Annotated in this window: 22 protein-coding genes; 4 read left to right on the plus strand and 18 right to left on the minus strand. The window is 73.8% G+C overall.

The annotated features are described in order from the left end of the window. Window positions 1–170: 170 nt before the first annotated feature. The 6 genes from BLQ67_RS00905 to BLQ67_RS00930 all read right to left on the minus strand — a co-directional run bounded on the left by BLQ67_RS00905 (window position 171) and on the right by BLQ67_RS00930 (window position 7,417). Window positions 171–959 carry a DUF1684 domain-containing protein gene (locus tag BLQ67_RS00905; RefSeq protein ID WP_092501626.1) on the minus strand — a complete coding sequence of 263 codons (789 nt, stop codon included), beginning with the start codon at window positions 957–959 and terminating at the stop codon, window positions 171–173. Between the two features lie 52 nt (window positions 960–1,011). After that, complete coding sequence (locus BLQ67_RS00910; protein WP_092506698.1) at window positions 1,012–2,163, minus strand: SLC13 family permease; 1,152 nt, start codon at window positions 2,161–2,163, stop codon at window positions 1,012–1,014. A 126-nt stretch (window positions 2,164–2,289) separates the two neighbouring features. Then, window positions 2,290–3,651, minus strand: coding sequence for an MFS transporter (locus BLQ67_RS00915; protein WP_092506699.1), 1,362 nt, complete (start codon window positions 3,649–3,651; stop codon window positions 2,290–2,292). Between the two features lie 137 nt (window positions 3,652–3,788). Continuing rightward, window positions 3,789–5,042: an NAD(P)/FAD-dependent oxidoreductase gene (locus tag BLQ67_RS00920; RefSeq protein WP_092501628.1), complete on the minus strand. Its 1,254-nt coding sequence runs from the start codon at window positions 5,040–5,042 to the stop codon at window positions 3,789–3,791. A 9-nt stretch (window positions 5,043–5,051) separates the two neighbouring features. Further along, window positions 5,052–6,254, minus strand: coding sequence for a M20 family metallopeptidase (locus BLQ67_RS00925; protein ID WP_092501630.1), 1,203 nt, complete (start codon window positions 6,252–6,254; stop codon window positions 5,052–5,054). Further along, window positions 6,251–7,417 carry a M24 family metallopeptidase gene (locus tag BLQ67_RS00930; RefSeq protein ID WP_092501632.1) on the minus strand — a complete coding sequence of 389 codons (1,167 nt, stop codon included), beginning with the start codon at window positions 7,415–7,417 and terminating at the stop codon, window positions 6,251–6,253. The genes BLQ67_RS00925 and BLQ67_RS00930 overlap by 4 nt, the downstream gene beginning before the upstream one ends. 115 nt (window positions 7,418–7,532) lie before the next feature. Here BLQ67_RS00930 and alr point away from each other — a divergent pair, with 115 nt between their 5' ends. After that, the gene (alr, locus tag BLQ67_RS00935) at window positions 7,533–8,651 is read left to right on the plus strand and encodes an alanine racemase (RefSeq protein WP_092501634.1); all 1,119 of its coding nucleotides are present in this window, start codon (window positions 7,533–7,535) and stop codon (window positions 8,649–8,651) included. Then, window positions 8,642–9,580 (plus strand): D-alanine--D-alanine ligase family protein, encoded by a 939-nt coding sequence (locus BLQ67_RS00940; protein WP_092501636.1) that lies wholly within the window; start codon window positions 8,642–8,644, stop codon window positions 9,578–9,580. The genes alr and BLQ67_RS00940 overlap by 10 nt, the downstream gene beginning before the upstream one ends. Here BLQ67_RS00940 and BLQ67_RS00945 read toward each other — a convergent pair. From BLQ67_RS00945 to BLQ67_RS00990, 10 genes are all read right to left on the minus strand, one after another. Further along, window positions 9,577–10,056 carry an acyl-CoA thioesterase gene (locus BLQ67_RS00945; RefSeq protein WP_231945113.1) on the minus strand — a complete coding sequence of 160 codons (480 nt, stop codon included), beginning with the start codon at window positions 10,054–10,056 and terminating at the stop codon, window positions 9,577–9,579. The genes BLQ67_RS00940 and BLQ67_RS00945 overlap by 4 nt on opposite strands. Further along, window positions 10,053–11,156, minus strand: coding sequence for an alcohol dehydrogenase catalytic domain-containing protein (locus BLQ67_RS00950; protein ID WP_092501638.1), 1,104 nt, complete (start codon window positions 11,154–11,156; stop codon window positions 10,053–10,055). The genes BLQ67_RS00945 and BLQ67_RS00950 overlap by 4 nt, the downstream gene beginning before the upstream one ends. Then, window positions 11,153–11,983, minus strand: coding sequence for an SDR family NAD(P)-dependent oxidoreductase (locus BLQ67_RS00955; protein ID WP_092501639.1), 831 nt, complete (start codon window positions 11,981–11,983; stop codon window positions 11,153–11,155). Before BLQ67_RS00955 ends, BLQ67_RS00950 begins: the two co-directional genes overlap by 4 nt. Window positions 11,984–12,015: 32 nt before the next feature. Beyond that, window positions 12,016–13,584: a class I adenylate-forming enzyme family protein gene (locus BLQ67_RS00960; RefSeq protein WP_092501641.1), complete on the minus strand. Its 1,569-nt coding sequence runs from the start codon at window positions 13,582–13,584 to the stop codon at window positions 12,016–12,018. Window positions 13,585–13,586: 2 nt separating this feature from the next. Then, window positions 13,587–14,807, minus strand: coding sequence for a thiolase family protein (locus BLQ67_RS00965; protein WP_092501643.1), 1,221 nt, complete (start codon window positions 14,805–14,807; stop codon window positions 13,587–13,589). A gap of 39 nt (window positions 14,808–14,846) precedes the next feature. Next, on the minus strand, window positions 14,847–16,133 hold the full coding sequence (locus BLQ67_RS00970) for an MFS transporter (RefSeq protein WP_092506701.1): 1,287 nt from the start codon (window positions 16,131–16,133) through the stop codon (window positions 14,847–14,849). 142 nt (window positions 16,134–16,275) lie between these two features. Next, a complete protein-coding gene (locus BLQ67_RS00975) occupies window positions 16,276–17,406 on the minus strand; it encodes a PucR family transcriptional regulator (RefSeq protein WP_092501645.1) in 1,131 nt (376 codons plus the stop codon). Between the two features lie 63 nt (window positions 17,407–17,469). Then, complete coding sequence (locus BLQ67_RS00980; protein WP_092501647.1) at window positions 17,470–19,179, minus strand: amidase; 1,710 nt, start codon at window positions 19,177–19,179, stop codon at window positions 17,470–17,472. Then, window positions 19,176–20,219 (minus strand): agmatine deiminase family protein, encoded by a 1,044-nt coding sequence (locus BLQ67_RS00985; RefSeq protein WP_092501649.1) that lies wholly within the window; start codon window positions 20,217–20,219, stop codon window positions 19,176–19,178. Before BLQ67_RS00985 ends, BLQ67_RS00980 begins: the two co-directional genes overlap by 4 nt. 76 nt (window positions 20,220–20,295) lie before the next feature. Then, on the minus strand, window positions 20,296–20,916 hold the full coding sequence (locus tag BLQ67_RS00990; RefSeq protein WP_092501651.1) for a TetR/AcrR family transcriptional regulator: 621 nt from the start codon (window positions 20,914–20,916) through the stop codon (window positions 20,296–20,298). Window positions 20,917–21,003: 87 nt separating this feature from the next. On the opposite strand from BLQ67_RS00990, the gene BLQ67_RS00995 reads away from it, so the two are divergent. Together BLQ67_RS00995 and BLQ67_RS01000 are read left to right on the plus strand one after the other, a co-directional pair. Continuing rightward, on the plus strand, window positions 21,004–22,434 hold the full coding sequence (locus BLQ67_RS00995; RefSeq protein WP_157674608.1) for a purine-cytosine permease family protein: 1,431 nt from the start codon (window positions 21,004–21,006) through the stop codon (window positions 22,432–22,434). After that, window positions 22,431–23,186: an MBL fold metallo-hydrolase gene (locus tag BLQ67_RS01000; protein ID WP_092501655.1), complete on the plus strand. Its 756-nt coding sequence runs from the start codon at window positions 22,431–22,433 to the stop codon at window positions 23,184–23,186. Before BLQ67_RS00995 ends, BLQ67_RS01000 begins: the two co-directional genes overlap by 4 nt. 3 nt (window positions 23,187–23,189) lie before the next feature. Here BLQ67_RS01000 and BLQ67_RS01005 read toward each other — a convergent pair whose 3' ends face one another. Then, the gene (locus tag BLQ67_RS01005) at window positions 23,190–23,702 is read right to left on the minus strand and encodes a hypothetical protein (RefSeq protein ID WP_092501656.1); all 513 of its coding nucleotides are present in this window, start codon (window positions 23,700–23,702) and stop codon (window positions 23,190–23,192) included. 27 nt (window positions 23,703–23,729) lie between these two features. After that, window positions 23,730–24,575, minus strand: a complete 846-nt coding sequence (locus BLQ67_RS01010) for a helix-turn-helix domain-containing protein (protein WP_092501658.1) — start codon at window positions 24,573–24,575, stop codon at window positions 23,730–23,732. Between the last annotated feature and the right edge of the window lie 130 nt (window positions 24,576–24,705).

Raw genomic sequence — 24,705 nt, forward strand, 5'->3', positions numbered from 1 at the left:
CTCGAACCCTGCGAATCACAACCCTGTCATGTGGCTGTGCGCCGGCGATGGCGCTGGGTCGACCGGCCGAGCTGCGTATTGCAGGCGATTCCGGCGTTCAAGGGAACATTCCCCTCGAGAGGCGGAATCGCCTGCAATACGCGAGCGGATGGATGCGGGTGAGCGGCCCGTCAGGCGACGGGCGACTCGGCGAGCAGCGGACGCTGCTCCCCCGCGCGCACCGCGAATGGCAGGCGGTTCTGCGCCGGCGGCAGCGGGCAGTTGAACTGGTCGCTCATCGAGCAGGGCGGCACGACCGCGCGGTTGAAGTCGAGCTCGACCGAGCCGTCGCGGCGCGGGCGCACGAACAGGAACCGGCCGACGCCGTACGTCTCGTCGCCCGTCGTCGCATCCGCGAACACGATCTGCAGCGCATCGCCGTCGGGCAGCGCCAGCAGCGCCACGTCGTGCCCCTCGATCGTCGCGCGCACCGTGCCGGCCATGCGCTCCACGCGCTCGCCGCCCTGGCTGCGGCCGACGCGCGTCTCGACGCCCTCGGCCTCGAACGTGCCCTCGAGCACCCAGGCGGGGTCGTAGTCGTAGGCGGCGAAGCCCTCGAAGCGCTCGATGGCGTCGGACTCCGCATCCCAGATGCGTACGCCCACGCCGCCGGAGCGCGTGAGCACGTAGCCGGTGCGGGTGTCGTCGAAGCGCACGCGGCTCGGCGTCATGCCGTCGTGCGGGTGCACGACGACGGTGCCGTCGACGACGCGGCCGTCGACCGTCACGTCGTCGGCCTCGGTCGCGGTCAGCGCGACGCCGTCGCCCGCGGGCGTCGGCGCCCACGTGCCCGGCACGCCGTCGATCGTGGTGGGCTCGGTGATCCACGCGGTCGTGACGAGCGCGAGCGCGCCCTGTGCCGCCTGCACGCTCTGCTCACGCCGACGGCGGAAGGCTGCGTGGTCCTGCTCGGAGCTCATGCGACCAGCCTATGCACATCGCGGATGCCGTCGGCGCACGTCGCGCCGCGCGTCAGGAGCCGTGCGCCAGCCACAGCGCGACGACCGCGAGCACGACCGTGACGGGCGCGACGACGACGCTCAGCAGCATGTAGCGACCCCACGACAGGCGCACGCCCATCGCGACGAGCCGGTCGTGCCACAGCAGGATCGCGAGCGACGCCCACGGGGTCACGAGGGCGCCGGCGTTGACGCCCACGAGCAGCGCAGCCATGCGCAGCGGATCGGTCGCGAGCGGCTCGAGCGCGAGGTAGGCCGGGAGGTTGTCGACGCCGTTCGCGAGCAGGGCGCCGGAGCCGGCGAGGCGCAGCAGGTCGCCGAGGCCGTCGCTCGTGCCGACGATCGGGGCGAGCACGCTCGCGAGGCCTCGCGCGTGCAGCGTCTCGACGACGAGGAACAGACCGACGGCCAGAGCCACGATCTGCCACGGCACGAGCGACCAGCGCAGCGCCGCGCGGCGACGCACGGCGACGAGCACGAGCAGCAGCAGCGCGGCGGCGGATGCGGGGATCCACACCTCGACGCCGCTCACGAGCGCGGGCACGAGCAGCGCGACGACGACGCCCGCGCCGATCGTCAGCACGCGGTCGGGCTCCGCCTCCACCGGCTGCCGCTCGAAGCGCGCCGCGAGGCTGCGGCGATGCGTGAGCGCGACGGCGACGGCGGGCACGACGATGCCCACGACCGCCGCAGGCGCCATGAGCGCCGCGAACTGCGCGGGCCCGAGGCCCAGCTCGTGCTCGGCGAGCAGGTTCGTGAGGTTCGACACCGGCAGCAGCAGCGAGCCCGTGTTCGCGATCCACACCGTCGTGAGCGCGAACGGCAGCGGATCGAGCCGCAGGTGCCTCGCGAGCAGCACGACGACGGGCGTCAGCAGCACCGCCGTCGTGTCGAGCGACAGCATGATCGTGGCGACGGCCGCGAGGGCCACGACGAGCAGCCACACGACCCACGCCCGCCCGAGGCCGATGGCACCGAGCCGCTCGGCGATCGCGTGGAAGACGCCCGCGACGGCCGCGAGCTCGGCCACGATCGTCGCCGCGACGACGAACAGCAGCACGGGCCACGTGCGCTCGCCGATCGCGGCAGCCGCATCCATCGGCAGCACGCCCGTCGCGAGCAGCACGACGCCGGCGACCACGAGCACGGCGCCCGCGAGGCCGATCCACGGGAGGTCGTGCAGACGCTGCCGCAGGGGCCGTCGTGCCGAGCCGACGTGCTCGACGTCGTCACGCACGATCGCATCGTACGCCCGCGATCATGCGTCGAGGAGCGCCGACGCGCGCGATGCTCAGCGCCGGGGGTCGACCTGCTCGGCCGCCGGCTCGGCGCCCGCACCGTCGGCGACGGAGACCGACTCCGTCTGCCCCTCGTACTGCGCCGAGAGCGTGCGGTACGAGCGCGTGAGGAACGCGCCGACCGCCAGCACCATCGTGAGCAGTCCCGCGACGAGGAACACGAGCGCGATGCCGCGCGCGTCGCCGTCGCCGAGCAGCCAGCCGAACGACGACCGGCCGCGCTCGCTCGCCATGTACGGGATGATCGCGAACTCCGCGATCGGCGCGATGAGGAACGACGTGATGGGTGCCGCGGCAGCCTCGAACGCCTGCGCGAAGCCGAACACGCGACCCTGCCGCTGGAAGGGCACGACCTTCTGGATGACGGTCTGCTCGGCCGCCTCGACGGCCGGCACCATCGCCATCCACGCCCAGATGCCGATCGCGAACAGCAGCCACCACTCGCGGATCGTGAAGAGCGCGCCGAGCAGGCCCATGCCGACGACGATGAGGAGCATCGTGCGGATGGGATTGCGACCGAGGCCCGTCTTGGCGATGATCGCGCCACCGACGATGAAGCCCGTCGACGCGACGCCGAGCACGATGCCCCACAGCTCGACGGGGAACAGCTCGAGGCCGTACGGGTCCATGAGCGCCATGTAGACGCCGCCGAACAGGTTGTTGAACGTCGAGAAGAGGATGAGCGCGAACAGTCCCGGCGCCGCGCGCACGGCCGTGATCGCCCCGCGCAGGTCGACGGCCGGGCGTGCCTCGCCGTCGGCCTCGGGCTGCGCCTCGGGGATGCGCACGAACAGCAGGTGCGCGAGCGCGACGCCCGTCGCGACGGCGGCGATGCCGAGCGTGACGCCCATGCCGAGGAAGCCGATCGCGAGGCCCGAGAAGACGCTCGTGATCATGAACGCGACGCCCTGCACCGTGCCGACGAGGCCGTTGGCGTTGGCGCGGCGATGCTCGGGCACGAGCAGCGTCACCGTGGTCGACAGCGCGATGTTGCGCATGTTCTCGACGACGGCGCCGAAGAGGATGATGCCCGAGAAGATCCAGAACCACGGGCCGCCGAGGTCGAGCAGCGACGACTCGGGGAAGAGCAGGTACAGCACGCCCGCGATCGAGAACGACGCGAGCGTCACGACGCTCGACAGCACCATGACCGTGTGCTTGCGATGCCGGTCGACGATCGTGCCGAAGAGCATCGCGAAGAACGCGATGAGCAGCATGTACGCGCCGCCGATGATGCCGGTCGCGAGCACCGAGCGCGTCTCGAGGTACACCCAGAACGTGAGCGCGAACCAGAGGAAGCTCGTCGTGACGTTGGCGACGAGCGTGTTGACGAGCACGTGGCCGAAGCGGCGCATGCCGTCGACGGGCACGTCGGGGTTGGCCGTGCTGAGCGGCGAGACGGCGTCGCCGGGGGTGGGCTCGCTCATGCCGGAAGCATAGGCGCGCCCTGCGACATCCGCAGGACGGATGCGACGCGTGAGGCGTCGGAGCGTCAGGCGTCGAGGTCGGCGAGCACCCTGCGCGCGACGCGATCGCCCGACGCGAGGGCGCCCTGGATCGAGGCGGTGTCGCGGTGGTCGCCCGCGACGTAGGTGCGCTCCCCGACCCGCGCGCGCGTCGTCGTGCGCAGCGGCGGCGCCTGCGCAGGCAGCGCGTGGCGCACGTCGTCGCGACGCAGCAGACGCCACGTCTCCACCTCCGCGCCCCACACGAGGCGCAGTTGCGCGCGCACGTCGGCCTCGGTCGCCGACCCGAGCAGGCACGTCGCCTCGACGAGGAAGCGGCCGCGCGGCGCGTACGTGGGCGCCGTGCCGGAGACGACGGCCGCGTGCAGCACGGGACCCGAGCGCGTGCCGTCGAGGTGCAGCATGCGCGACCGCGTCGGCGAGGCGGGCGCGTCGAGCCACCACGTCTGCAGGCCGCGCGTCGCGGGCGCACGCACGTCGGCGAGGCTCGCGACGTGCTCGGGGCCGACCGCGACGATCACCGCGTCGGCGTGCACGGGGTCGCCGCCCACGACGTCGACCCGTGCGGCGTCGCTGTCGATCGCGATGCCCTCGGCGCGGTGGCCGAGGCGGACCTCGGCCCCCGCATCCTGCGCCGATGCGGCGAGCTGCTCGGGCAGCGCCTGGATGCCGCCGGCCGGCAGCCCGGGGCGACCGAGCGCGAACATGCGCACGAGCAGGCGCACGAAGGCATCCGACGTCGCGCCGGTGCCCTCGGCGAGCACGCCGGCGAGGAACGGCTCGAGCACCTCGCGGCGCAGCGGGCCGTCGACGCCGAGGCGGTCCCACTCCTCGGCGAGTCGGGCGTCGTCGCCGTCGCGGGCCGCGTGGATCGTGTGCCGAGGGGCTGCGATCGGCGGTGCGGCCCACGCCGCGAGGGCCGCGAGCTCGCGCGGGTCGAGGAGGCCGCTCGCGAGCGTCGCGCGCAGGCGCGAGGGATGCCGCGTCGGATGCGCGAGCTCGACGAGCCCGTGCTCGCGGCGCACGCGCACGCCGATCGGGAACGACCGCAGCCCGAGCGCGTCGACGTCGACCCAGCGTCGCACCGCCGGGTACGCGGGGTTCAGCACCTGGAAGCCGCGGTCGAGCAGGAAGCCGTCGACCGCGTCGGTGCGCTGGCGACCGCCGACGGCATCCTCGGCTTCGAGGATCACGACGTCGAGCCCGGAGGTGGCGAGGCGCGTCGCGGCGCGGAGGCCTGCGAGCCCTGCGCCCAGCACGATGACGTCGTGGCGATCCATGGGTCGACGCTACGGGATGGGGGTGGGCTCGTCGCCCGCGAGCACCAGCGCCAGGCGCACGTACGCGCGAGACGCCGTGCCGAGGTCGACGATGCGCACGTGCTCGTCGGGCTGATGCGCCTGGCCCGTGATGTCGCCGGGGCCGAGGATGATCGTCGGGCAGCCGTGATGCTCGGCCACGAAGCCGCCCTCGCACGCTGCCGTCCACGCCTCGACGGGGCTCGCGTGCCCCTCGTCGGCGAGCGCCGCGACGGCCGCGTCGACGAGCGGATGCGCCGCATCCGTCGTGAACCCGGGCATCGCCATGAGCGTGCGCCCCTCGACGGTGCAGCCGAGCGCCTCGACCGCGGGCCGCGCCGCGGTGAGCAGCGCCTGCAGCACCGCCGACGCATCCTCGCCCGGCATGAGGCGCCGGTCGACGAGCAGCGCGCACCGGTCGGGCACGATCGACGTCGCGTGGCCGCCGTCGATGCGACCGATGCTCCACGAGGCCGAGCCCAGCAGCCCTGACGCCGACGCCCGCAGTCGCGCATGGTCGGCGAGGATCGCCTCGACGACGACCGCCGCGCCCGTGATCGCCGATGCGCCATCCTCGGGTCGGCCGGCATGCGCGGCGCGACCCGACACGACGATCTCGTGGTTCGACGCACCGCGGCACGCGACGACGGTCGCGAGGTCGGTCGGCTCGGCGACGATGCACGCGCGGTACGGCCGCGGCGCGTGCCGCAGGTGCGCCGCCATGCCGATGGCGAGGTCCTCCTCGTCGGCCGTGACGAGCAGCTCGAGCGGCACGTCGGGGCGGATGCGGTGCACGGCCGCGAGCGCCTGCAGCACCGCCGCGAGGCCGCCCTTCATGTCGGTCGAGCCGCGCCCGACGAGCGTGCCGTCGACGACGGTCGGCGAGAACGGGTCGTGCGTCCAGCCCGGCCCGGCCGGCACGACGTCGCTGTGGCCGAGGAAGAGCAACCCCGCCCCGCCTGACGCGTCGGCGTCGGGCCCGAAGCGCACCGACGCGTTCGGCCGATCCGGCGCAGCATCCTCCACCGTGACGCGCCCGCCGAGCCGCGACGCGATCGCGACGAGTGCCCGCGCCGCACGGGCCTCGGTGCCGCCGGGGTTCTCGGACGCGGCGAGGATGAGGCTCGACGCGTCGGCGACGATCGTCGCCTCGTCGACGAGCGCGAGCGCCCGGTCGACGTCGGCGCCGCTCATCGCACCACCAGCTCGCGCGGCACGTGCGTGAGCAGCTCGACGCCCGCATCCGTCACCGCGACCGACTCCGAGAGCTCGCAGCCGAAGCCGGTCATCCACATGCCGGCGATGACGTGCAGCGTGATGCCGGGCTCGAGCACCGTGTCGTCGTCGCCGCGCACCGAGACGGTGTGCTCGCCCCAGTCGGGCGGGTAGCCGATGCCGATCGAGTAGCCGAGCCGCGACGCCTTCTCGTAGCCGGCGCGCGCGAGGTGCGCCTGCCAGACGCCGTGCACCTCGGCGAGCGTCGCGCCCGGCCGCATCGCGTCGAGCACGAGGTCGAGGCCGTCGGCCGCCACCGACGCGAGCGAGCGCAGGTCGGGCGACGGCGGCCCGAGCGACACCGTGCGCGCGAGCGGCGCGTGGTAGCGCTGCGAGACGCCCGCGATCTCGAACGACACCGCCTCGCCCGCCTCGAGCACGCGCCCCGAGTACGTCATGTGCGGGGTGTCGGCCGACTCCCCCGTCGGCAGCATCGGCACGATCGCCGGGTAGTCGCCCGCGACGCCGTCGACGCCCATCGCCTGCGCGTGCGCGACGACCGCCGCGAGCTCGTGCTGTCCCATGCCGGGGCGGATGGCCTCGAAGCCCGCGAGCATCGCGGCCGTGCACACGCGGCCCGCCTCACGCATCCGCTCGAGCTCCGCCGGGCTCTTCACGAGCCTCGCCCAGTTGACGAGCTGCCGATCGTCGACGAGCGTCCACTCGGGCGCAGCCGCCTGCAGCGCGAGGTACGACCGCACCGTGAGGAAGTGCGCCTCGGCCTCCACGCCGACGCGGCCCGGGCGCACGAGCCCCCGCTCGCGCAGCGCATCCACGATCCACGCGAACGGGTGCCGGTCGGGCTGGTGCACCCACGACTCGGGGTAGCCGAGGATGCGCGACGCGGGCAGCTGCGCCGTGCGGTGCGCGCCGTTCGCGTCCATGGCGCGCAGCGCGAGCACCGGATCGTCGTCGTGCGTGACGAGCAGCAGCTGCGGCATGTAGAACGACCACGCGTCGTAGCCCGTGAGGTAGTGGATGTTCGCAGGGTCGGCGACGACGAGCGCGTCGAGGTCGGCGGCCGCCATGCGCTGGCGCACGGCCTCGAGGCGAGCGGCGAGCTCGGCGGGGGCGAAGGGCATGCGACTCCGATCGACGGGTCCGAGCCACGCTACCCGTGCGGATCATCCGCAGGGATGAGGCGGCCCGACCTCGCGGCGGACGCGCGGGCCCCACCCCCGCGGCGATGGTGGGAGCATGCCCACCACCACCCTGCTCGCCGGCCCCGAGCTGCACGTCGACCTCGACGCGCTCGGCGCCAACGTCGCGACGTTCCGGCAGCGCTCGCGCGGTCTCGTCGCGGTCGTGAAGGCGGATGCGTTCGGCCACGGCGACGTGGCGCAGCACCTGCTGGCGCACGGCGCCGACTGGCTCGGCACGACGTCGCTCGCCGAGGCCGTCGCGCTGCGCGAGCGCACGGGCGCGCGCACGCTCGCATGGCTCGCCTCTCCCGCGGCCGACTTCGACCCCGCGGTCGCGGCGGGCGTCGACGTGGCGGTGCCGTCGCTCGCGCACCTGCGTGCGGTCGTCGCGGCGGCGCGGGCGACGGGCGAGCGCGCCCGCGTGCACCTGCACGTCGACCTCGGCATCGCCCGCGATGGCGCGCCGCGCGAGGCGTGGCGCGAGCTCGTGACGTTCGCGGGCGCCCTCGCGCGCATGGGCGTCGTCGAGGCGGTGGGCGTCATGGGGCACCTGAGCCACGCGGCGCATCCCGACGACCCGCGCAACCGCACCGAGCGGATGCTGTTCGACAACGCCGTGCGCACGGCCGCCCGCCGCGGCTTCGTGCCGCAGGTGCGCCACGTCGCGGCGACGGCGTCGGCGCTGCGCGGCGTCGGCACCGAGTACGAGCTCGTGCGCGTCGGCGCCGGACTGTACGGCATCGACCCCGCGGGCGGCGACGCGCTCGCGCCCGTCATCGGCCTCGCCGCGCCGGCGGTCGTCGTGCGCGACGTCGCCGCCGGCACGGGCGTGGGCTACGACCACGCGTGGGTCGCCGACCGGCGCACGCGCCTCGCGACCATCCCCGTGGGCTACGCAGACGGCATCCCGCGCGTCGCCTCCGGCCGCGCCGAGGTGCTCGTGCGCGGGCGGCGTGCGCGCGTCGTGGGCGCCGTGTCGATGGACCAGGTCGTCGTCGACGTGGGCGACGCGGGCGTCGAGCCCGGCGAGCCCATCACGCTCGTCGGCACCGAGCCCGGTGCGCCGACGCTCGGCGAGTGGGCAGGATGGTCGGGCACGATCGCGCACGACATCGTCACGCACCTGGGCGCACGGTGGCAGCGATCGTTCACGGGAGGTGCGGCATGCGCGTGATGGTCGTCGGTGGTGGCGTGTCGAACGAGCACGACGTGTCGCTCGCGAGCGCCGCGGCGGTCGCGGACGCGCTCGCGACGCGTCACGAGGTCGCGCGGGCGACGATCGCGCGCGACGGGTCATGGACGGTCGACGGCGTGGCGCACGCGCATCCCGAGCTCGTGTCCGCGCTCGCGGAGGTCGACGTCGTCTTCCCAGCGCTGCACGGCGCGGGCGGCGAGGACGGCACGCTGCAGGGGTTCCTCACGACGCTCGGCGTGCCGTTCGTGGGCTGCGGCGTCGAAGCGAGCGCCGTCTGCATGCGCAAGGACGTGACGAAGGCCGTGCTCGCCGCGCACGGCGTGGCGACGGTCGAGGGTCGCGTCGTGGCGTCGGCGGCGGATGCGGCAGCGGCGGTCGCGGCGCTCGGATCGCCCGTCGTCGTGAAGCCGCTCGCCGACGGCTCGAGCGTGGGCCTGCTCGTGGCGCAGACGTCGACGGACGTCGCCGAGGCGTGCGCCGAGCAGCCGATGCTCGTCGAGCGGTACGCGGGCGGCATGGAGGTCGACGTCGCGGTCGTCGAGCTCGATGGCGTGGTGCGGGTCGGCTCGCCGCTCGAGATCGTGCGCGAGCCCGGCGGGGTGTTCGACGCGTCGGCGAAGTACGGCGGCGAGCCGCCCTTCGTCGTGCCGGCGCGCCTCTCGCCCGAGGTGCGTGCCCGGCTCGAGGCGGAGTCGCTGCGCGTGTTCGCTGCGCTCGGCTGCCGCGGGCTCGCCCGCGTCGACTGGTTCGTCGACGGCGACGCCCTCATCTGCAACGAGGTCAACACGATGCCCGGCATGACGCGCCTCAGCCAGGTGCCGCGCATGCTCGCGCACGCGGGCGTGCCGTTCGACGACCTCGTCGACGGCCTCGTGCGCGGCGCCGTCGGCGCGCTCGAGACCGTCTAGCCGTTCGCCGTCGGGTCCTCGCGCGCCGGGGCGTCGCGCACGAGCGGCTCGAGCACGGCACGCAGCGCGGCCGGGATCGCCGTCGGCGCACCCGTCGCAGGGTCGACGTACACGTGCACCCAGTGCCCGGCTGCCGCGATGGGCCCGTCGGCATCCCGCTCGGCGAGCGCGAGGCGGTACGTCACCGACGACGAGCCGAGCCGCTCGACCGAGAGCCCGACTGCGAGCGACATGGGATAGCCGAGCTCGCGGAAGTACGCCGTGCCCGACTCCGCCACGACGCCGCGCGCCTCGAGGTCCCACGGCGGTGCGACGCGGTCGTGCACGAGGCGGTTGATCGCCGAGTCGAACAGCGCGAGGTAGACGGCGTTGTTGAGGTGCCCGTATCTGTCGTTGTCGGCCCACCGCGTGTCGACGTCGGTGCGCCACGCGAAGTCGGCGAGCGTCGCGGCCCGCAGGTCGCGCAGGGCCGTCACAGGTCGACGATCTGCCGCAGCGCAGCACCCGACGCGAGCGCATCCATGCCGGCGGCGATCTCGTCGAGGCCGATGCGGCTCGACACGAGCACGTCGACGTCGAGCCTGCCCTCGCGCCACATCTGCGCGTACAGCGGGATGTCGCGCGACGGCACCGCCGAGCCGAGGTAGCTGCCGACGAGCGAGCGGCCCTCTCCGACGAGCGCCGTGGGCGAGAGCGCGAGGCGCGCGTCGGGATGCGGCAGGCCGACCGTGACGGTGCGACCGCCGGGTGCCGTGAGCGCGACGGCGGCCTCGAGCGCCGGGATCGCCCCTGCGGCCTCGACGACGGTCGCGAACCGCTCCCCCGCATCGCTGAGCTCGTCGGCCGTCGCAGCGCGGGCACCGAGGCGCTCGGCGAGCGCACGCTTCTCGGCCACGGGGTCGATCGCCACGACCTCGACGTCGGGCACGCCGAGCGCGACGAGCACCGCGGCCATGCCGACGCCCCCGAGGCCCACGATGCCGATGGTCGAGCCGGGCTCGGGCCGCGCGGCGTTGAGCACGGCACCGCCGCCCGTGAGCACGGCGCAGCCGAGCAGCGACGCGACGTCGGCGGGCACGTCGGCGTCGACGCGAACGACCGAGCGGTGATCGACGACCGCGTGGGTCGCGAAGCCCGAGACGCCGAGGTGGTGATGGATGGGCTCCCCCGCCATCGAGAGGCGGCGCTCGCCCGACAGCAGCGTGCCCGCTGCGTTCGACGCCGACCCGCGCTCGCACGGGCTCGCGCCGTTCGACGCGCAGCCGCGGCACTCGCCGCAGCGCGGCAGGAACGTCATGACGACGCGGTCGCCGACCGCGAGCGCCGGCACGGACGTGCCGACCTCCTCGACGATCCCCGCGGCCTCGTGGCCGAGCAGCATCGGCACGGGCCGCGCCCGATTGCCGTCGACGACCGAGAGATCCGAGTGGCACAGGCCCGCGCACTCGATGCGCACGAGCACCTCCGTCGCACCGGGGCCGGCGAGCTCGAGCGTCTCGACCCGCAGGGGCCGCGACTCGGCGTACGGCCGCTCGGCGCCGATCTCGTGCAGCACGGCACCGCGGATGGTCGTCATGCGCGCGCCGTGATCGCCTCGGAGCCGGCCCAGCCGAGCGTGAGGCCGCCGTCGACGACGAGCTCGAGGCCCGTGACGTAGCGCGCGCGATCGCTCGCGAGGAACACCGCCGCGTTGCCCACGTCCCACCCTTCGCCCATGAAGCCCATGGGGATCTGGCGTGCGCGCTTGGCCCACATCTCCTCGACGTCGCCGCCGGAGTAGTGCGCCGCGAGGCTCGCGTTGCCGCCCACCATCGGGGTCTTCATCATGCCGGGCAGGATCGCGTTCACGCGAACCCCCGCGTGCGCGTGCTCCGCCGCGGTCGTGCGCGTGAGCATGTTCAGCGCCGCCTTGCTCGCGTAGTACGACGCGTACGGCACGCCGGCCCAGCCGAGGCTCGCGGTCGACGAGATGTTGATGATCGATCCGCCGCCCGCATCCGCCATGACGGGGATGACGTGCTTCATCGCGAGCATCGCCGTCGTGAGGTTCACGCGCATGACGGTGTCCCAGTCCTCGACCGTCGTCGCCGTGACGCCGCCCATCATCGTGATGCCGACGTTGTTGTCGAGCACGTCGATGCGGCCGTGGTCGCGCACCGTCGCCGCGACGAGCCCGGCGATCTGCCCCTCGTCGGTCGCGTCGAGCGCGACCGCCGTGGCGTCGAACCCCTCGCCGCGGATGATCGCGACCGTCTCCTCCGCCGCCTCGAGCGAGCGGTCGGCGCACACCACCGTCGCCCCCTCGCGGGCGAAGCAGATCGCCGTCGCCTTGCCGTTGCCGAGCCCGGGTCCGCTGGACCCCGCCCCGATCACGATCGCCACCTTGTCGTCGAGCTCAGCCACGTCGCTGCTCCTCCCGGGACTCGCGCCCCATCTCAGATCCTCCGCGCATGACCGCTCCAGAAGCGCTCGCGGATGTCCTTCTTCAGCACCTTGCCGTTGACGCTGCGGGGCAGCGAGTCGACGAACTCGACCTGCTTCGGCGTGCGCACGCCGCCCAGCCGCTCCTTGCACAGTGCCACGATCTCGTCGGCCGTCGCCGTCTGACCCTCGTTGAGCTCGACGACCGCCGTCACGCGCTCGCCCCAGTCGGGGTCGGGCACGCCCACGACCGCGCAGTCCTGCACGGCCGGATGCGACCAGATCACCTGCTCGACCTCGCTCGGGTACACGTTGAAGCCGCCCGAGATGATCATGTCCTTGCGGCGATCGGTGAGGTGGATGCGGCCCGCCGCATCCACGTGCCCCAGATCGCCCGTGCGCAGCCACCCGTCGATCACGGTCTCGGCGGTGCGCTCGGGGTCGTCGTAGTAGCCGCGCATGACGATGTCGCCGCGCACGCAGATCTCGCCCGTCTCGCCGTCGGCGACCCGCTGCGACGACTCGGGGTCGAGCACGCCGACCTCGACCGACGGGAACGGGCGGCCGCACGAGGCGAGCACGTCGTCGCCGTGCAGCTCGCCGCCGAGCACGCCGTCGACGAAGTGGTCGTGCGGGCTCAGGTAGGTGATGCCGGCAGGCGCCTCCATCTGCCCGTACACCTCGGTCATGACCGGTCCGAGGCGATCGATGGCGACGCGCAGCTTCTCGGTCGACATCGGCGCCGCCGAGTAGATGAGGTACTTGAGGCTCGACGTGTCGGCGCCCCGATGCTCGAGCCGGTCGAGGATGCGGTAGATCACCGTCGGCGGCAGGAAGAGCTCGGTGACGCCGTGCTGCTCGATCGCGTCGAGGATCGCGTCGGCGTGCGCGCGCGGGATGACGACGACGGTGCCGCCGCGCGCCGACACCGGCATGGAGTACATGCCCGACGAGTGCGTCATCGGTGCCGCCGCGAGGCTCACCGCGTGCTCGCCTGCCGTGTAGGGGAAGCCGAGCATCATGTTCGTGAACGACGTCGTGAACGTGCGATGCGTGTTCATGACGCCCTTCGGCAGCCCCGTCGTGCCACCCGTGGGCGCGATGGAGATGACGTCGTCCATCTGCACCGCGACGTGCGGCTTCGCGTCGCTCGCGGCCGCGAGCATCGTCGCGAGCGCGTCGGGCGCCGCGTCGTCGTCGATGCACACGATGCGTCGCAGCGTCGGCACCTGGGCGAGCGCCGCGAGCGCCGCATCCGCCATCGACGAGTGGTACAGCAGCCACTCGGCGTGGAAGCGCGTGAGCAGCGTGAGCGAGTCCTCGACGGGGCTGTCGGGGTTGAGCGGCACCCACGTGGCGCCGGCGCGCCATGTGCCGAGCACGCACAGCCACGCGAGCGGGTCGTTCGGCGAGAGCACGGCGACCTTCGTGTCGCTCGTCGCGCCCGCGTCGAGCAGGGCGTTGGCGACGCGGCACGTCGTGCGGCCCGCCTCCTCGTAGGTCCACGTGCCCGTGGTCGAGACGTACGCGGCGCCCTGCGGGTTGAGGGCCCAGCCGCGGTCGAAGAAGTCGATGACGGCCATGCTCAGGCTCCCAGGATCGTGATGGCGGTGACGGCGTCCTCGCCCTTGTGGAACCCGCCGCCGTTCTCGGCGAGCGCGATGCGCGCGCCCTCGACCTGGCGCGAGCCGGCGCGGCCGCGCAGCTGCTCGGTGAGCTCGAACAGCTGCCCGAGGCCCGTGGCGGCGAGCGGATGCCCCTTCGACTCGAGGCCGCCGGACGTGTTGATGGGCAGGCGGCCGCCGATCGACGACTCCCCCGCCTCCGCGGCGGCGCCACCGGCGCCGCGCTCGAACAGGCCGATCATCTCGGCCTGCAGCACCTCGGCGAACGCCGTCGCGTCGTGCAGCTCGGCGACGTCGACCGCATCGGGTCCGACGCCCGCCTCCTCGAACGCGCGCGCCGAGACGCGGCGCGTGATGTGCGCATCCCAGTCGCCCAGCTCGCGATCGGTGCCCGTGCCGACGACGGTCGCGAGCACGCGGATGGGTGCAGGCAGCGTCGCGGCCACCTCGGCCGAGACGACGAGCGCCGCGGCGGCGCCGTCGGTGACGGGCGAGCACATCGGCACCGTGAGCGGCGGCGCGAGCGGCCGCGCGGCGAGCACCTCGTCGACCGTGAACGGCTTGCGGAAGTGCGAGCGCTCGTTGTCGACCGAGTGCACGTGGTTCTTCGCGGACACCGCCGCGATCTGCCGCGCCGTGAGGCCCGTCTCGGCCATGTACGCGCGAGCGAGCGCCGCGTAGATGTCCATGAAGACGCTGCGGTCGCCGAGGCCGTCGAGGTCGACGTCGCCCCCGAGCTCCCGCAGCGTCTGCTGCAGCAGCTCGGGATGCTTGACGTCGTAGGCGCCGTCGAACACCTGCATCGTGCGGGCGCGGTCGCCCACGTGCATCTGCTCGACGCCGACCGCGAGGGCGACGTCGGCGAGGCCGGCGCGCACGTGCGCCGTCGCGAGGTGGAAGGCGCTCGTGCCCGTCGCGCACGCGTTCTCGACGTTGAACGCCGGGATCGCGCCGATGCCCGCCTCGCGCAGCACGATCTCGCCGCCGATCATGTGCTGTCCGTGCAGCGCGCTGCCCGTCGTGCTGCCGACGAACGCGACCTCGACCCTGTCGGATCCCAGCCCCGCGTCCGCCAGCGCATCCCGGATCGCCTGCCCGGCGAGGGATGCGGGCGTCTCGCCCTCGTGGACGCCGAACCGCGTCATCCCCACGCCACCGATGTGCACGCCCGTGCCGACCATGCCTCGCTCCTTCTCTCGTGTCTCGTGTCGTGTCGGGCGTCAGGGCAGCGGCTTGTGGGCCGTCTCCTTGAGCGTGAGGTACGTGACGGTCGAGATGATCGCGATCGCCGTGAGGTAGTAGCCGAAGTACTCGGGGTTGCCCGCCTGCGCGAACGCCGTCGCGATGTACGGGCCCGTGCCGCCGAAGAGGGCGACGGCCGACGAGTACGGCAGGCCGGCGCCGGCGGCGCGCACGCGGGCAGGCCACAGCTCGGCGAACACCGCATTGAGGATCGACGTCCAGCACGCGAGGAAGCCGGCGCCGAGCATCTGCACGAGCAGCAGGCTCCAGAACGAGTCCTGCAGCAGCGACAGCATCGGCACGGTGCCGAACACGAACGCGCAGCCGAACACGAGCAGCACGGGCTTGCGACCCACCTTGTCGCTGATCGTCGCGACGATCGGCTGCAGGATGAGGAAGAAGACGAGGGTGATCGCCGTCGATCCGAGCCCGAGCCTCGTGTCGAGCCCCGTGACGACGTTGGCGTACGTCGGCATGTACACGGTCCACACGTAGTAGATGAGCGTGCCGGCCGCCGTGATGCCGATCGTCTGCACGACGAGCTTCGGGTGCTTGAGGAACTCGAACGGGCTCGGCTTCTCGACGGCGCCCGACTCCATGTCGGCGAGCAGCGTGTGCGTCTCCTCCGCGTGGCGGCGGATCCAGTAGCCCGAGACCGCGACGACCGCGCCGACGGCGAACGGCACGCGCCAGCCCCACGCCGTCATGTCCTCCGCCGACAGCGTCGTCGACAGCAGCGACGTGAGGCCGATGGCGAAGAGGTTGCCGATGATGGCCGACTGGTAGAAGAACGACGCGAAGAAGCCGCGACGGTGGTTCGGCGCCGACTCCACGAGGAACGCGGCCGCGGCCGCGTACTCGCCGCCCGCCGAGAGCCCCTGCACCATGCGGGCGACGACGAGCGCGATGGGCGCGAGGATGCCGATGGACTCGTACGTCGGGATGACGGCGATGAGCAGGCTGCCTGCGCCCATGCCGATGACGGTGACGTTGAGCGCGGCCTTGCGGCCGACGCGGTCGGCGAACCAGCCGACGAGCAGGCCGCCGATGGGGCGCATGACGAAGCCGACGGCGAAGACCGCGAGGGCCGACAGCAGCGGCACGAGCGTCGACTCGGAGTCGCTGGGGAAGTACTGCGCGGCGAAGTACGCCGCGAGCAGCGAGTAGATGTACCAGTCGTACCACTCGATCGCGTTGCCCACGGCGGCGGCGCTGATCTGCCTCAGCCGCTGCCTCGTGCTCTGCGTCGCCGCGAGAGTCGTCATGTCCACTCCGAATCCGCGAGCCCCGTCGCCCGCATCCGTCCGGTCGTCGTCGTCGACGTCCGAGTGCACTCCACGATGCCGACGCGGAGGCCGTGCGGACAGAGCCGGTCGTCCAAGGGTTCGGGCATCGTTTCGTAGCGGGCTACGAACCGCGGTGCGCCTCGAGCGCCCACGCCGTCTCGACCAGCGCCGTCGTCGACGCGAGATCGGCGCCCGTGAGCTCCTCGAAGCGGCGCAGTCGGTACCGCAGCGTGTTGACGTGCACGTGCACGGATGCCGCGGCCTCGGGGATGCTCCTGCCGTGGTCGAGGTACGCGCCGACCGCCTCGAGCACGGCGTCGCCGAACGCGCCCTCGGCGACGACGGGTGCCACGAGCCGCGCGTCGAGCTCGGCCGTCACGAGCGGCGCCGTCGTGATGCCGATGCGCCAGGTCATGTCCTGCAGCGTGTGCACGCCGTCGCGGCGCGTGCGTCGGGCGGCGTCGAGCACGCCGCGGGCGACGGCGAACGATCGCGCCGCCTCGCCGAGGGACACGGCCGGGCCGACGCCCACGACGGCGCGGAGCCTGCCCGTCGAGGGCACGTCGCTCGCGATGCCGAGGATCTCGGTGCCCGCCGACGCGGCGAGGCGCACGCAGCCGCGCGGCCCCCGATGCAGCTGCCTGCGCAGCTCCTCGGTGCGCTCCTCGTCGAGCGCCCGCGCTCGGAACGCGCGGTACGCGCCGTCGAGCGGCAGGCCGTACCGCGCCGCCGACGCCGCGCGCTCCTCGGCGTCGAGGTCGCCGGACGCGAGGCCCTGCAGGAACCGCAGCACGCGACGCATGTCGGCGAGCGCGCGGTCGACGTCGCGATCGCGGTACACGATGGCGCTGCGCGCCGTGAACGCATCCGAGAGCGCCCACAGCAGGTCGGTGAGCTCGACGAGCCGCGCATCCGACAGCCCCTGCGCGTGCCCGATGGCGATGAGCTGCTCCTGGATGGCGCGGATGCAGACGCGGAAGCCGCGCATGACGTCGACGATCGGCACGCCCTGGTCGACGCGCTGCGTCGACGACGCCTCGGCCGCGCCGATGCTGTCGGTCGCCGGCACCGCGCCCGCCTGCACCGTCGCGACCGTCAGGGCGACGTTCGCGTGCACCGACGTGGCGATGTCGGCGTAGGGCACGTGGTCGTACGACGGCAGCTCGTCGCGGATGCGCGCGTCGACGATCGCCGCGATCTCGTCGGTGCGCTCGACGAGCGCATCGAGGATGCGCTGATACGGATCGGCCACGTCGCCTCCTGTCGCGAGGCGAGCAGCCTCCCTCGCATCGTAGGCGGCGACGAAGCCGGCGCGTCAGAGCCTCGGCGTGCGCGGCGGCTCGGTGCGCCGCTGGCCCGTCGCCTCGAACGCCGCGCCGAGGCGCAGCAGCGCCGCGTCGTCGTACGCGCGACCCGCGAACGTGAGGCCGATCGGCATGCCGATGTCGGCCATGGTGCCCATCGGCACCGTCACGGTCGGGATGCCGAGGTGGCGGATGGCGAGGTTGCCGTTCGCGACCCACACGCCGTTCGCCCAACCCGCATCCGCCGATGCGGGGTTCACGTCCATGTCGGCAGGCCCGACGTCGGCGACGGCGGGGAAGATCACGGCGTCGAGGCCCTGCTCGTCCATCCACTGCTCGAGGTCGACGCGGCGCGTCTCCTCGAGCCCGCGCATCCCCTCCTCGAGCTCGGGCATGTCGCGCCACGAGGCACCGGGGTTCGCGGCGACCCAGCCGGGGTAGTGCGGCAGGTCGTCGTCGAAGCCGTCGTAGCGGTCGGGCAGCGCGCCGGGCGGCTGCGGGAAGATCGTCGCGCCGTCGACGCCCGCGAGCGTCGCGAGCGCAGGGTCGCCGTTGGCGGCGAGGAAGTCGTCCCACGACCACGCCGACAGGTCGACGATCTCGCGCTGCAGGTACGCGGGGCTGACGAGGCCGCGCGTCGCGATCGTGGGCGCGCCCGGGCGGTCGCCCTCGTAGTTGCTCACGACGGGGAAGTCGACCTCGACGACCGTCGCGCCGGCGGCCTCGAGGTCGGCGCGCGCCGCCTCCCAGAGGTCGAGCGACGACGGTCGCGGACGGATCGCCCGCCCCGTCGCGCCGCCGATGCCGCCGTCGGGATTCGTGCCCGCATCGGGGTCGGCGCCGAGGTACATGCGCGGCACGCCCAGGCGCACGCCGTGCAGCGCGCCGACGGCCTCGGCCACGAGGCCCGCGTACGACGCGGGGCGGATGTCGGAGGCGGCCGGGATGGGCACCCACGGCTGCGAGCGCCACAGGTCGCCGCGCGTCTCGGCGTCGTCGGCGACGACGACGTCGAGCACCGCGAGCAGGTCGGCCATGGTGCGGGCGTGCGGCACGACGACGTCCATCGTGGGCACGAGCGGCCAGTTGCCGCGCGTCGAGATGACGCCGCGCGACGGCGTGTACGCGCACAGGGCGTTGTTCGAGGCGGGGCCGCGGCCGCTCGACCACGTCTCCTCGCCGAGCCCGAACGCCGCCATGCTCGCCGCCGTCGCCGTGCCCGAGCCGTTCGACGATCCCGAGCCGAACGGCGCCGTGAGCCAGTCGGCCGAGTACGGCGACTCCGCCCGGCCGTAGACGCCGCGCTGCATGCCGCCGTTGGCCATGGGCGGCATGTTCGTGAGGCCGAGGCAGATCGCGCCGGCAGCGCGCAGGCGCTCGATCGTGAACGCGTCGCGCTGCGCGACGAGGTGCGCGAAGGCGGGGCTGCCCGCCGCGGCCGTGAGGCCGCGCACGAGGTACGAGTCCTTCGCCGTGTACGGGATGCCGTCGAGCGGCCCGTGCGCCTCGCCCGCCGCGCGGCGCGCATCCGACTCGCGCGCCTCGGCCAGCGCCTCCGTGTTGCGCACGACGACGGCGTTGAGGCGGGTCTCGGTGTCGGGGCCGTCGTACGCGTCGATGCGTGCGAGGTACGCCTCGACGAGCTCGACCGCGGTCGTCTCCCCCGCCGCCAGCGCCGCCGCGAGGTCGGCGATCGACGCCTCGGCGACGTCGACGCTCATCGGGCGACCTGCTCGAGCGCGGGCTGCTGCTGCGTGATGCAGTGGATGCCGCCGCCGCGCGCGAAGATCTCGCGCGCATCCACGGTCACGACCCGGCGGCCCGGGTACGCATCCTCGAGGATCGCGCGCGCCTCGGAGTCCGCCCGCTCCTCGCCGAAGCCGCAGGCGATGACGCCGCCGTTCACGACGAGGTGGTTGACGTAGCTCCAGTCGACGAAGCCCTCGTCGTCGCGCAGCGTCGCGGGCGCGGGCAGGTCGACGATCTCGAGGCGGCGCCCGGCGGCGTCGGTCTGCTCGGCGAGCAGCGCGCGCAGCTCGGCGCTCACGGCGTGGTCGGGATGCGCCGCGTCGCGCTGCGCGTGCAGCAGCAGGCGACCGGGCGACGGGATGGTGGCGACGATGTCGACGTGCCCCTTCGTGCCGAAGCGGTCGTAGTCGCGCGTGAGGCCGCGAGGCAGCCAGATCGCCGTCGTGGCGCCGATCGTGCGCAGCATCTCGGCCTCGACGCGGGCCTTGTCGGCGTGCGGGTTGCGTTCGGCGCCCAGCTGCACGGTCTCGGTGAGCAGCACGGTGCCCTCGCCGTCGACGTGGATGCCGCCGCCCTCGTTCACGAGCACCGACGAGACGACCTCGGCCCCCACGAGGCCCGCGACGGTGCGGGCGATCTCGTTGGAGTGCTCGGCGTTCGCCCAGTCGGGCGAGCCCCAGCCGTTGAAGATCCAGTCGACGGCGCCGAGCACGCCGGGCTGCTCGTCGTCGACGACGAACGTCGGGCCGAAGTCGCGCATCCAGAACTCGTCGAGCGGCGCCTCGACGATCTCGACGGCCGAGCCGAGCATGCGGTGCGCGCGGGCGGTCTCCGACGGGTCGACGACCATGGTGACGGGCTCGAACTCGGCGGTCGCGAGCGCGACGTCGGTCCAGGCGCGGTAGCCGGCCTCGCGCTCGGCGTCGGTCTCGCCGAGGGTCACGCCCTCGCACGGGAACGCCATCCAGGTGCGCTCGTGGGGCGCGGTCTCCGAGGGCATCCGCCAGGCCATGGTTCCTCCGTCCGGTGCGCCGTTCGCTATTGAACGTGCGCTCAATGAGGGAGGCTACGCGGGGAAGCCGCCCACGTCAACGATGCTCGGCGGCCTCGACCCCGAGCCACGACTCGACCGCCCGCACGGCATCCTCGACCGACGTGCGCATCGGCGCATCCCGCACGAGCGACTGCGCGTTGAGGCCGTCGACGAACGCGAGCACGCGCCACGCGGCGCGGTCGACGTCGTCGACTCGCAGCTCGCCCACCGCCTCGCCCGCGGCGATCGCGTCGGACACGAGCGCGTGCCACGCATCCATCTGCTCGCGCACCGCCGCGGCGAGCTCGGGATTGCGGCGCCCGAGCGCCCAGCCCTCGACCCACAGCACCGTCACGTCGTCGCGCGAGCCGTCGAGCACGGTCTCGAGCAGCGCGCGGATGCGACCGCGGTGATCGCCGTCGGCCGCGACGACCGCGCGCACCTCCTCGACCTCGGCACCGACGAGGTCGCGGTAGATGCGCGCGACGAGCTCCTGCATCGACGGGAAGTAGTGGGCGACGAGGCCCTGCGTGATGCCGGCGCGGTCGGCGACCGAGCGCACCGTCACGGCCGCGAGGCCCTCGGCGCGCGCGAGATCGGTCGCCGCGGCGAGGATCTCGGCGGCGCGCTCGCCTGGCGACTTGCGCGTGCGCTTGGGGCGGGCGTCCGTTGACATCAGGCGCGAGCCTACCTATGGTTCCTCCTATTGGGCATGCGCTCAACGCCCGACCGCGACGTCGGGACCCTGCCATGGAGGGCGCTCATGAGCGACGCAGCACGCACGACCGTCACGGATGCCGTCGGGCACGTCGAGGCGCGAGGCATCGACGTCATCCCCGACGACGAGCGCCACGGCAGGCCGCGCGCCCTCTTCGGCATCTGGGCGGCGGCGAACGTGCTGTACCTCTACCTCGTCTACGGCGGCCTCCTCGTGATGCTCGGCCTCGGCGTCGTCGAGGCGCTGGTCGTGTGCCTGCTCGGCAACCTGTGGTGGTTCGGCGTCGGCTGGCTCGCGACGAGCGGCCCCGCGTCCGGCACCCCGAGCGTCGTCATCCTGCGCGCCGTGTTCGGCGTGCGCGGCAACCTCGTGTTCGGGTCGGCGCTCGGCGTCGCGATCGGCGTGTTCTTCGCCGTGCTCAACATCACGTTCGCGACGCTCGCGACGCAGTCGCTGCTCGTGCTGCTCGGCTGGCAGGAGGCGGCGGATGCGGGCGTCGCGATCCTCGTGGGCGTGTCCGCCGTCTGCACCGTGCTGAGCATCTTCGGCCACGCGACGATCGAGCGGATCAGCCCCTACCTGTCGATCGTCGTCGGCGCGTGCTTCGTCGTGCTCGGCGCCTACGCGGTCGGCGCGGCCGACTGGTCGTACGCCGCGCCCGAGCTCGGCATGGGCGAGCGCGTGGCGCTGTGGCTGCTGGGCTTCACGATCATCGCGTCGGGGCCGCTGTCATGGGCGGCGAGCGCCGACTTCTCGCGCTACCTGCCCGCATCCTCGTCGCGCCGCGCGATCGTGGGCTGGACGGCGCTCGGCGGCATCGTGCCGTCGGTGCTCATCACCGCCGTCGGCATCGCGCTCGCGACGACGATCGACATGACGGAGCCGCAGGCGTCGATCGCCGCCGTCGTGCCCGGCTGGTTCCACCCCGTGATCCTCGCCGCGATCGTGGTCGGCACCATCGCGAACAACGTGCTCACGCAGTACTCGAACGGCCTCTACGCGCAGTCGCTCGCACCGCGCGTGCCTCGCTGGATGGCCGTGGCCGTCGTGGGCGGCATCGGGCTCGTGCTGTCGGGGTGGCTGCTCTACGGCGCCCCCGACTTCCTCGAGACGCTCGGCTACCTCATCGAGCTCTCGGTCGCGGTCATGGGGCCGCTCATGGCCGTGTACGCCGCCGACATCTGGCTGCGCCGGGGCGCGTTCGACGGCGTCGCCCTCTCGGACACGTCGCCGGGCAGCCGCTTCTGGTACTCGGGCGGCTGGCACGTCGCCGGCGCGGTGGCGATGGTCGTCGCGACGACGGTCGCGGTGCTCATGGTCAACACCACGCTCTACGTCGGACCCATCTCGGCCCTGCTCGGCGGCGCCGACCTGTCGTCGATCGTGGGCCCGCTGCTCGCCGCGGGCATCTACCTGGGGCTCGCGCGAGGCGTGCGGCGCGCGTCGCCCGCGCCCGCGCTCGTGAACGCGCGATGACGCTGCCCGTCGCCGCGTCGTGGTTCGCGCTCGAGGTCGTCGACGACGGCCTCGTGCGCATCGACGAGCCGCACGCCGACGAGCTCGTGCGTGGCAACGTCTGGTGGCGGCGCGGCCGCGACGCCGACCTGCTCGTCGACACGGGCCTCGGCGTGGGTCCGCTGCGCTCGGCGGTGGAGGCGGCTGCCGAGCTCGTGGGCGCCGCGCCGCGCGAGCCGATCGTGGTGCTGACCCACGGGCATCTCGACCACGCGGGCGGCGCGGGCGCGTTCCCCGACGTGCGTGCGCATCCCGCCGACGTGCCCGCCGCCGTCGCCGACCTCGCAGGTGCCGCGTTCGCAGCCGGCATCGGCCTCGCCGAGGGCGTCTACCCGCTGCCACCGCTGCTCGTGGATGCGGCGCCGCACGCGGGGTGGGACGGACGCGCGGCGCAGCCCGCACCGCGCATCACGACGCCGCTCGCCGACGGCGACGCCATCGACCTCGGCGACCGCGTCTACCGCGTGCTGCACCTGCCCGGCCATACCCCCGGCTCCATCGGTCTCGTCGACGACGCCTCCGGCGAGCTCTTCGCCGGCGACGTCGTCTACGACGACGTGCTGCTCGACGACCTGCACGACTCCGAGCCCGCCGCGTATCGCGCATCCCTCGAGCGGCTGCTCGCGCTGCCGATCACGGTCGTGCGGCCCGGGCACGGCGACTCGTTCGGGCGCGAGGACCTGGTGCGGATCGCGCGCGGGTATCTCGCCTGAGGCTCAGCCGCCGTGCGCGACGAGCTGCAGCCCGATGACGGCGAGCCCCAGCACGGCCTCGGCGCCCAGCACGACGAGCCGCTGCCACCACGTGATGCGCGCGCGGCGCACGGCGAGCCAGCCGATGACGACGAGCGCGACGATGAGCGCGACGGCCGAGGCGTGCAGCGCGCGCTCCGCCTCCCAGACGCCTGCGGCGGCGAGGCCGAGGAAGACGAACGGCACGGCGACGCCGCCCAGCGCGCCCACGAGCGTGCCGACGATGTGCCGCATCTCGGTGCGCGTCGGCAGCGACTCGTGCACGACGATGTGCGAGATGACGTCCGCGGTGAACACGGCGAGCACGGTGCCCGCGAGGGTCACGCCGAGCGTCGCGAGCGACTCCCCCGCGGTCGGACGCCCGTGGCCCGCGAGCGCGAGCACGACCGCGAGCGACGCGAACGTGAGGTAGATGCGCTCCTTGAGCACCGCCGCCCGCTCCTCGCGACCGGCGGGTGACTCGTCGCGTGCGCGCATGCGATCACGCTACGCCGGTCGCGCTGGTCAGCGGCGCGCGTCGGCGTCGCGCTCGGCGACGGGCAGCGCCGCGGATGCGAGCAGCGCGAGCCGTTCGGCCGCATCCGTGCCGCGCTGGGCGTGGTAGATCACGAGCATGAGGCCCGGCGTGCCCGCGATGGCGAGCTTCTCGCGGTCGAGGCGCAGCGGCCCGACCTCGGGGTGGTGCAACGTCAGGCTCGCACCCTGGCGCGGGCCGACGTCGTGCCGCGCCCAGAGCCTGCGGAAGTCCTCGCTCGCGAGCGACAGCTCGCCGACGAGCGCGATGCACGCGGGGTCGTCGACGTCGGTGCCGATCGACTGCCGGAAGCCCGCGATGAGCGCGCCCGCCGTGCCCTGCATGACCTGGAACATCGCCTGCTCGGCCGGGTCGAGGAACACGTCGCGCAGACGATTGCGGCCCGGCGCGAGGCGCGGCGACAGCGCCGTCGCGAGCGGATTGGCGGCGAGCACGTCGAGCAGCCTGCCCTCGACGAACGCCGGGAAGGGCAGCTCGGCGACGAGCCGCTGCGTCGACTCGGGCACGACTTCGCGGCGCACCCGCGGGCGACTGCGCCGCGGCTCCCCCGCCGCGAGCCCCAGCAGGTACGCGTCGTCGTCGAGCCGCAGCACGCGCGCGATCGACCGCAGCACCTGCGGCGACGGGTTCGTGTCGCGCCCCTGCTCGAGGCGCAGGTAGTACTCGGCGCTGATGCCCGCGAGCATCGCGACCTCCTCGCGTCGCAGCCCCGGCACGCGCCGCTGGCCGACGACGGGGATGCCGACCTCGTCGGGCGTCACGAGGTCGCGGCGAGCGCGCAGGTACTCGCCGAGCAGGTTCGGGGTCTCGGGCATGCGGCCACGGTACGCCTCGGGCCGTCGGCGCATCCTGTCCCTGCGGGTACCGGTGTGGGCGCGGGGATGGCTGCGGCTCGTGCGTCGGCGCACGATCGACGGTGGCGCCACCAACGACTCGGGCGCCGAG

This window comes from Agrococcus jejuensis (assembly GCF_900099705.1).
Classification (GTDB): domain Bacteria; phylum Actinomycetota; class Actinomycetes; order Actinomycetales; family Microbacteriaceae; genus Agrococcus; species Agrococcus jejuensis.

What these genes read in the sequence shown, in the direction of transcription:
- BLQ67_RS00905 (WP_092501626.1), bottom strand. Translation starts at nt 959, where the DNA reads ATGAGCTCCGAGCAGGACCACGCAGCCTTCCGCCGTCGGCGTGAGCAG.
- BLQ67_RS00915 (WP_092506699.1), bottom strand. Translation starts at nt 3,651, where the DNA reads ATGCGCCGCTTCGGCCACGTGCTCGTCAACACGCTCGTCGCCAACGTC.
- BLQ67_RS00920 (WP_092501628.1), bottom strand. Translation starts at nt 5,042, where the DNA reads ATGGATCGCCACGACGTCATCGTGCTGGGCGCAGGGCTCGCAGGCCTC.
- BLQ67_RS00925 (WP_092501630.1), bottom strand. Translation starts at nt 6,254, where the DNA reads ATGAGCGGCGCCGACGTCGACCGGGCGCTCGCGCTCGTCGACGAGGCG.
- BLQ67_RS00930 (WP_092501632.1), bottom strand. Translation starts at nt 7,417, where the DNA reads ATGCCCTTCGCCCCCGCCGAGCTCGCCGCTCGCCTCGAGGCCGTGCGC.
- alr (WP_092501634.1), top strand. Translation starts at nt 7,533, where the DNA reads ATGCCCACCACCACCCTGCTCGCCGGCCCCGAGCTGCACGTCGACCTC.
- BLQ67_RS00940 (WP_092501636.1), top strand. Translation starts at nt 8,642, where the DNA reads ATGCGCGTGATGGTCGTCGGTGGTGGCGTGTCGAACGAGCACGACGTG.
- BLQ67_RS00950 (WP_092501638.1), bottom strand. Translation starts at nt 11,156, where the DNA reads ATGACGACCATCCGCGGTGCCGTGCTGCACGAGATCGGCGCCGAGCGG.
- BLQ67_RS00960 (WP_092501641.1), bottom strand. Translation starts at nt 13,584, where the DNA reads ATGGCCGTCATCGACTTCTTCGACCGCGGCTGGGCCCTCAACCCGCAG.
- BLQ67_RS00965 (WP_092501643.1), bottom strand. Translation starts at nt 14,807, where the DNA reads ATGGTCGGCACGGGCGTGCACATCGGTGGCGTGGGGATGACGCGGTTC.
- BLQ67_RS00970 (WP_092506701.1), bottom strand. Translation starts at nt 16,133, where the DNA reads ATGACGACTCTCGCGGCGACGCAGAGCACGAGGCAGCGGCTGAGGCAG.
- BLQ67_RS00980 (WP_092501647.1), bottom strand. Translation starts at nt 19,179, where the DNA reads ATGAGCGTCGACGTCGCCGAGGCGTCGATCGCCGACCTCGCGGCGGCG.
- BLQ67_RS00985 (WP_092501649.1), bottom strand. Translation starts at nt 20,219, where the DNA reads ATGGCCTGGCGGATGCCCTCGGAGACCGCGCCCCACGAGCGCACCTGG.
- BLQ67_RS00990 (WP_092501651.1), bottom strand. Translation starts at nt 20,916, where the DNA reads ATGTCAACGGACGCCCGCCCCAAGCGCACGCGCAAGTCGCCAGGCGAG.
- BLQ67_RS00995 (WP_157674608.1), top strand. Translation starts at nt 21,004, where the DNA reads ATGAGCGACGCAGCACGCACGACCGTCACGGATGCCGTCGGGCACGTC.
- BLQ67_RS01000 (WP_092501655.1), top strand. Translation starts at nt 22,431, where the DNA reads ATGACGCTGCCCGTCGCCGCGTCGTGGTTCGCGCTCGAGGTCGTCGAC.
- BLQ67_RS01005 (WP_092501656.1), bottom strand. Translation starts at nt 23,702, where the DNA reads ATGCGCGCACGCGACGAGTCACCCGCCGGTCGCGAGGAGCGGGCGGCG.
- BLQ67_RS01010 (WP_092501658.1), bottom strand. Translation starts at nt 24,575, where the DNA reads ATGCCCGAGACCCCGAACCTGCTCGGCGAGTACCTGCGCGCTCGCCGC.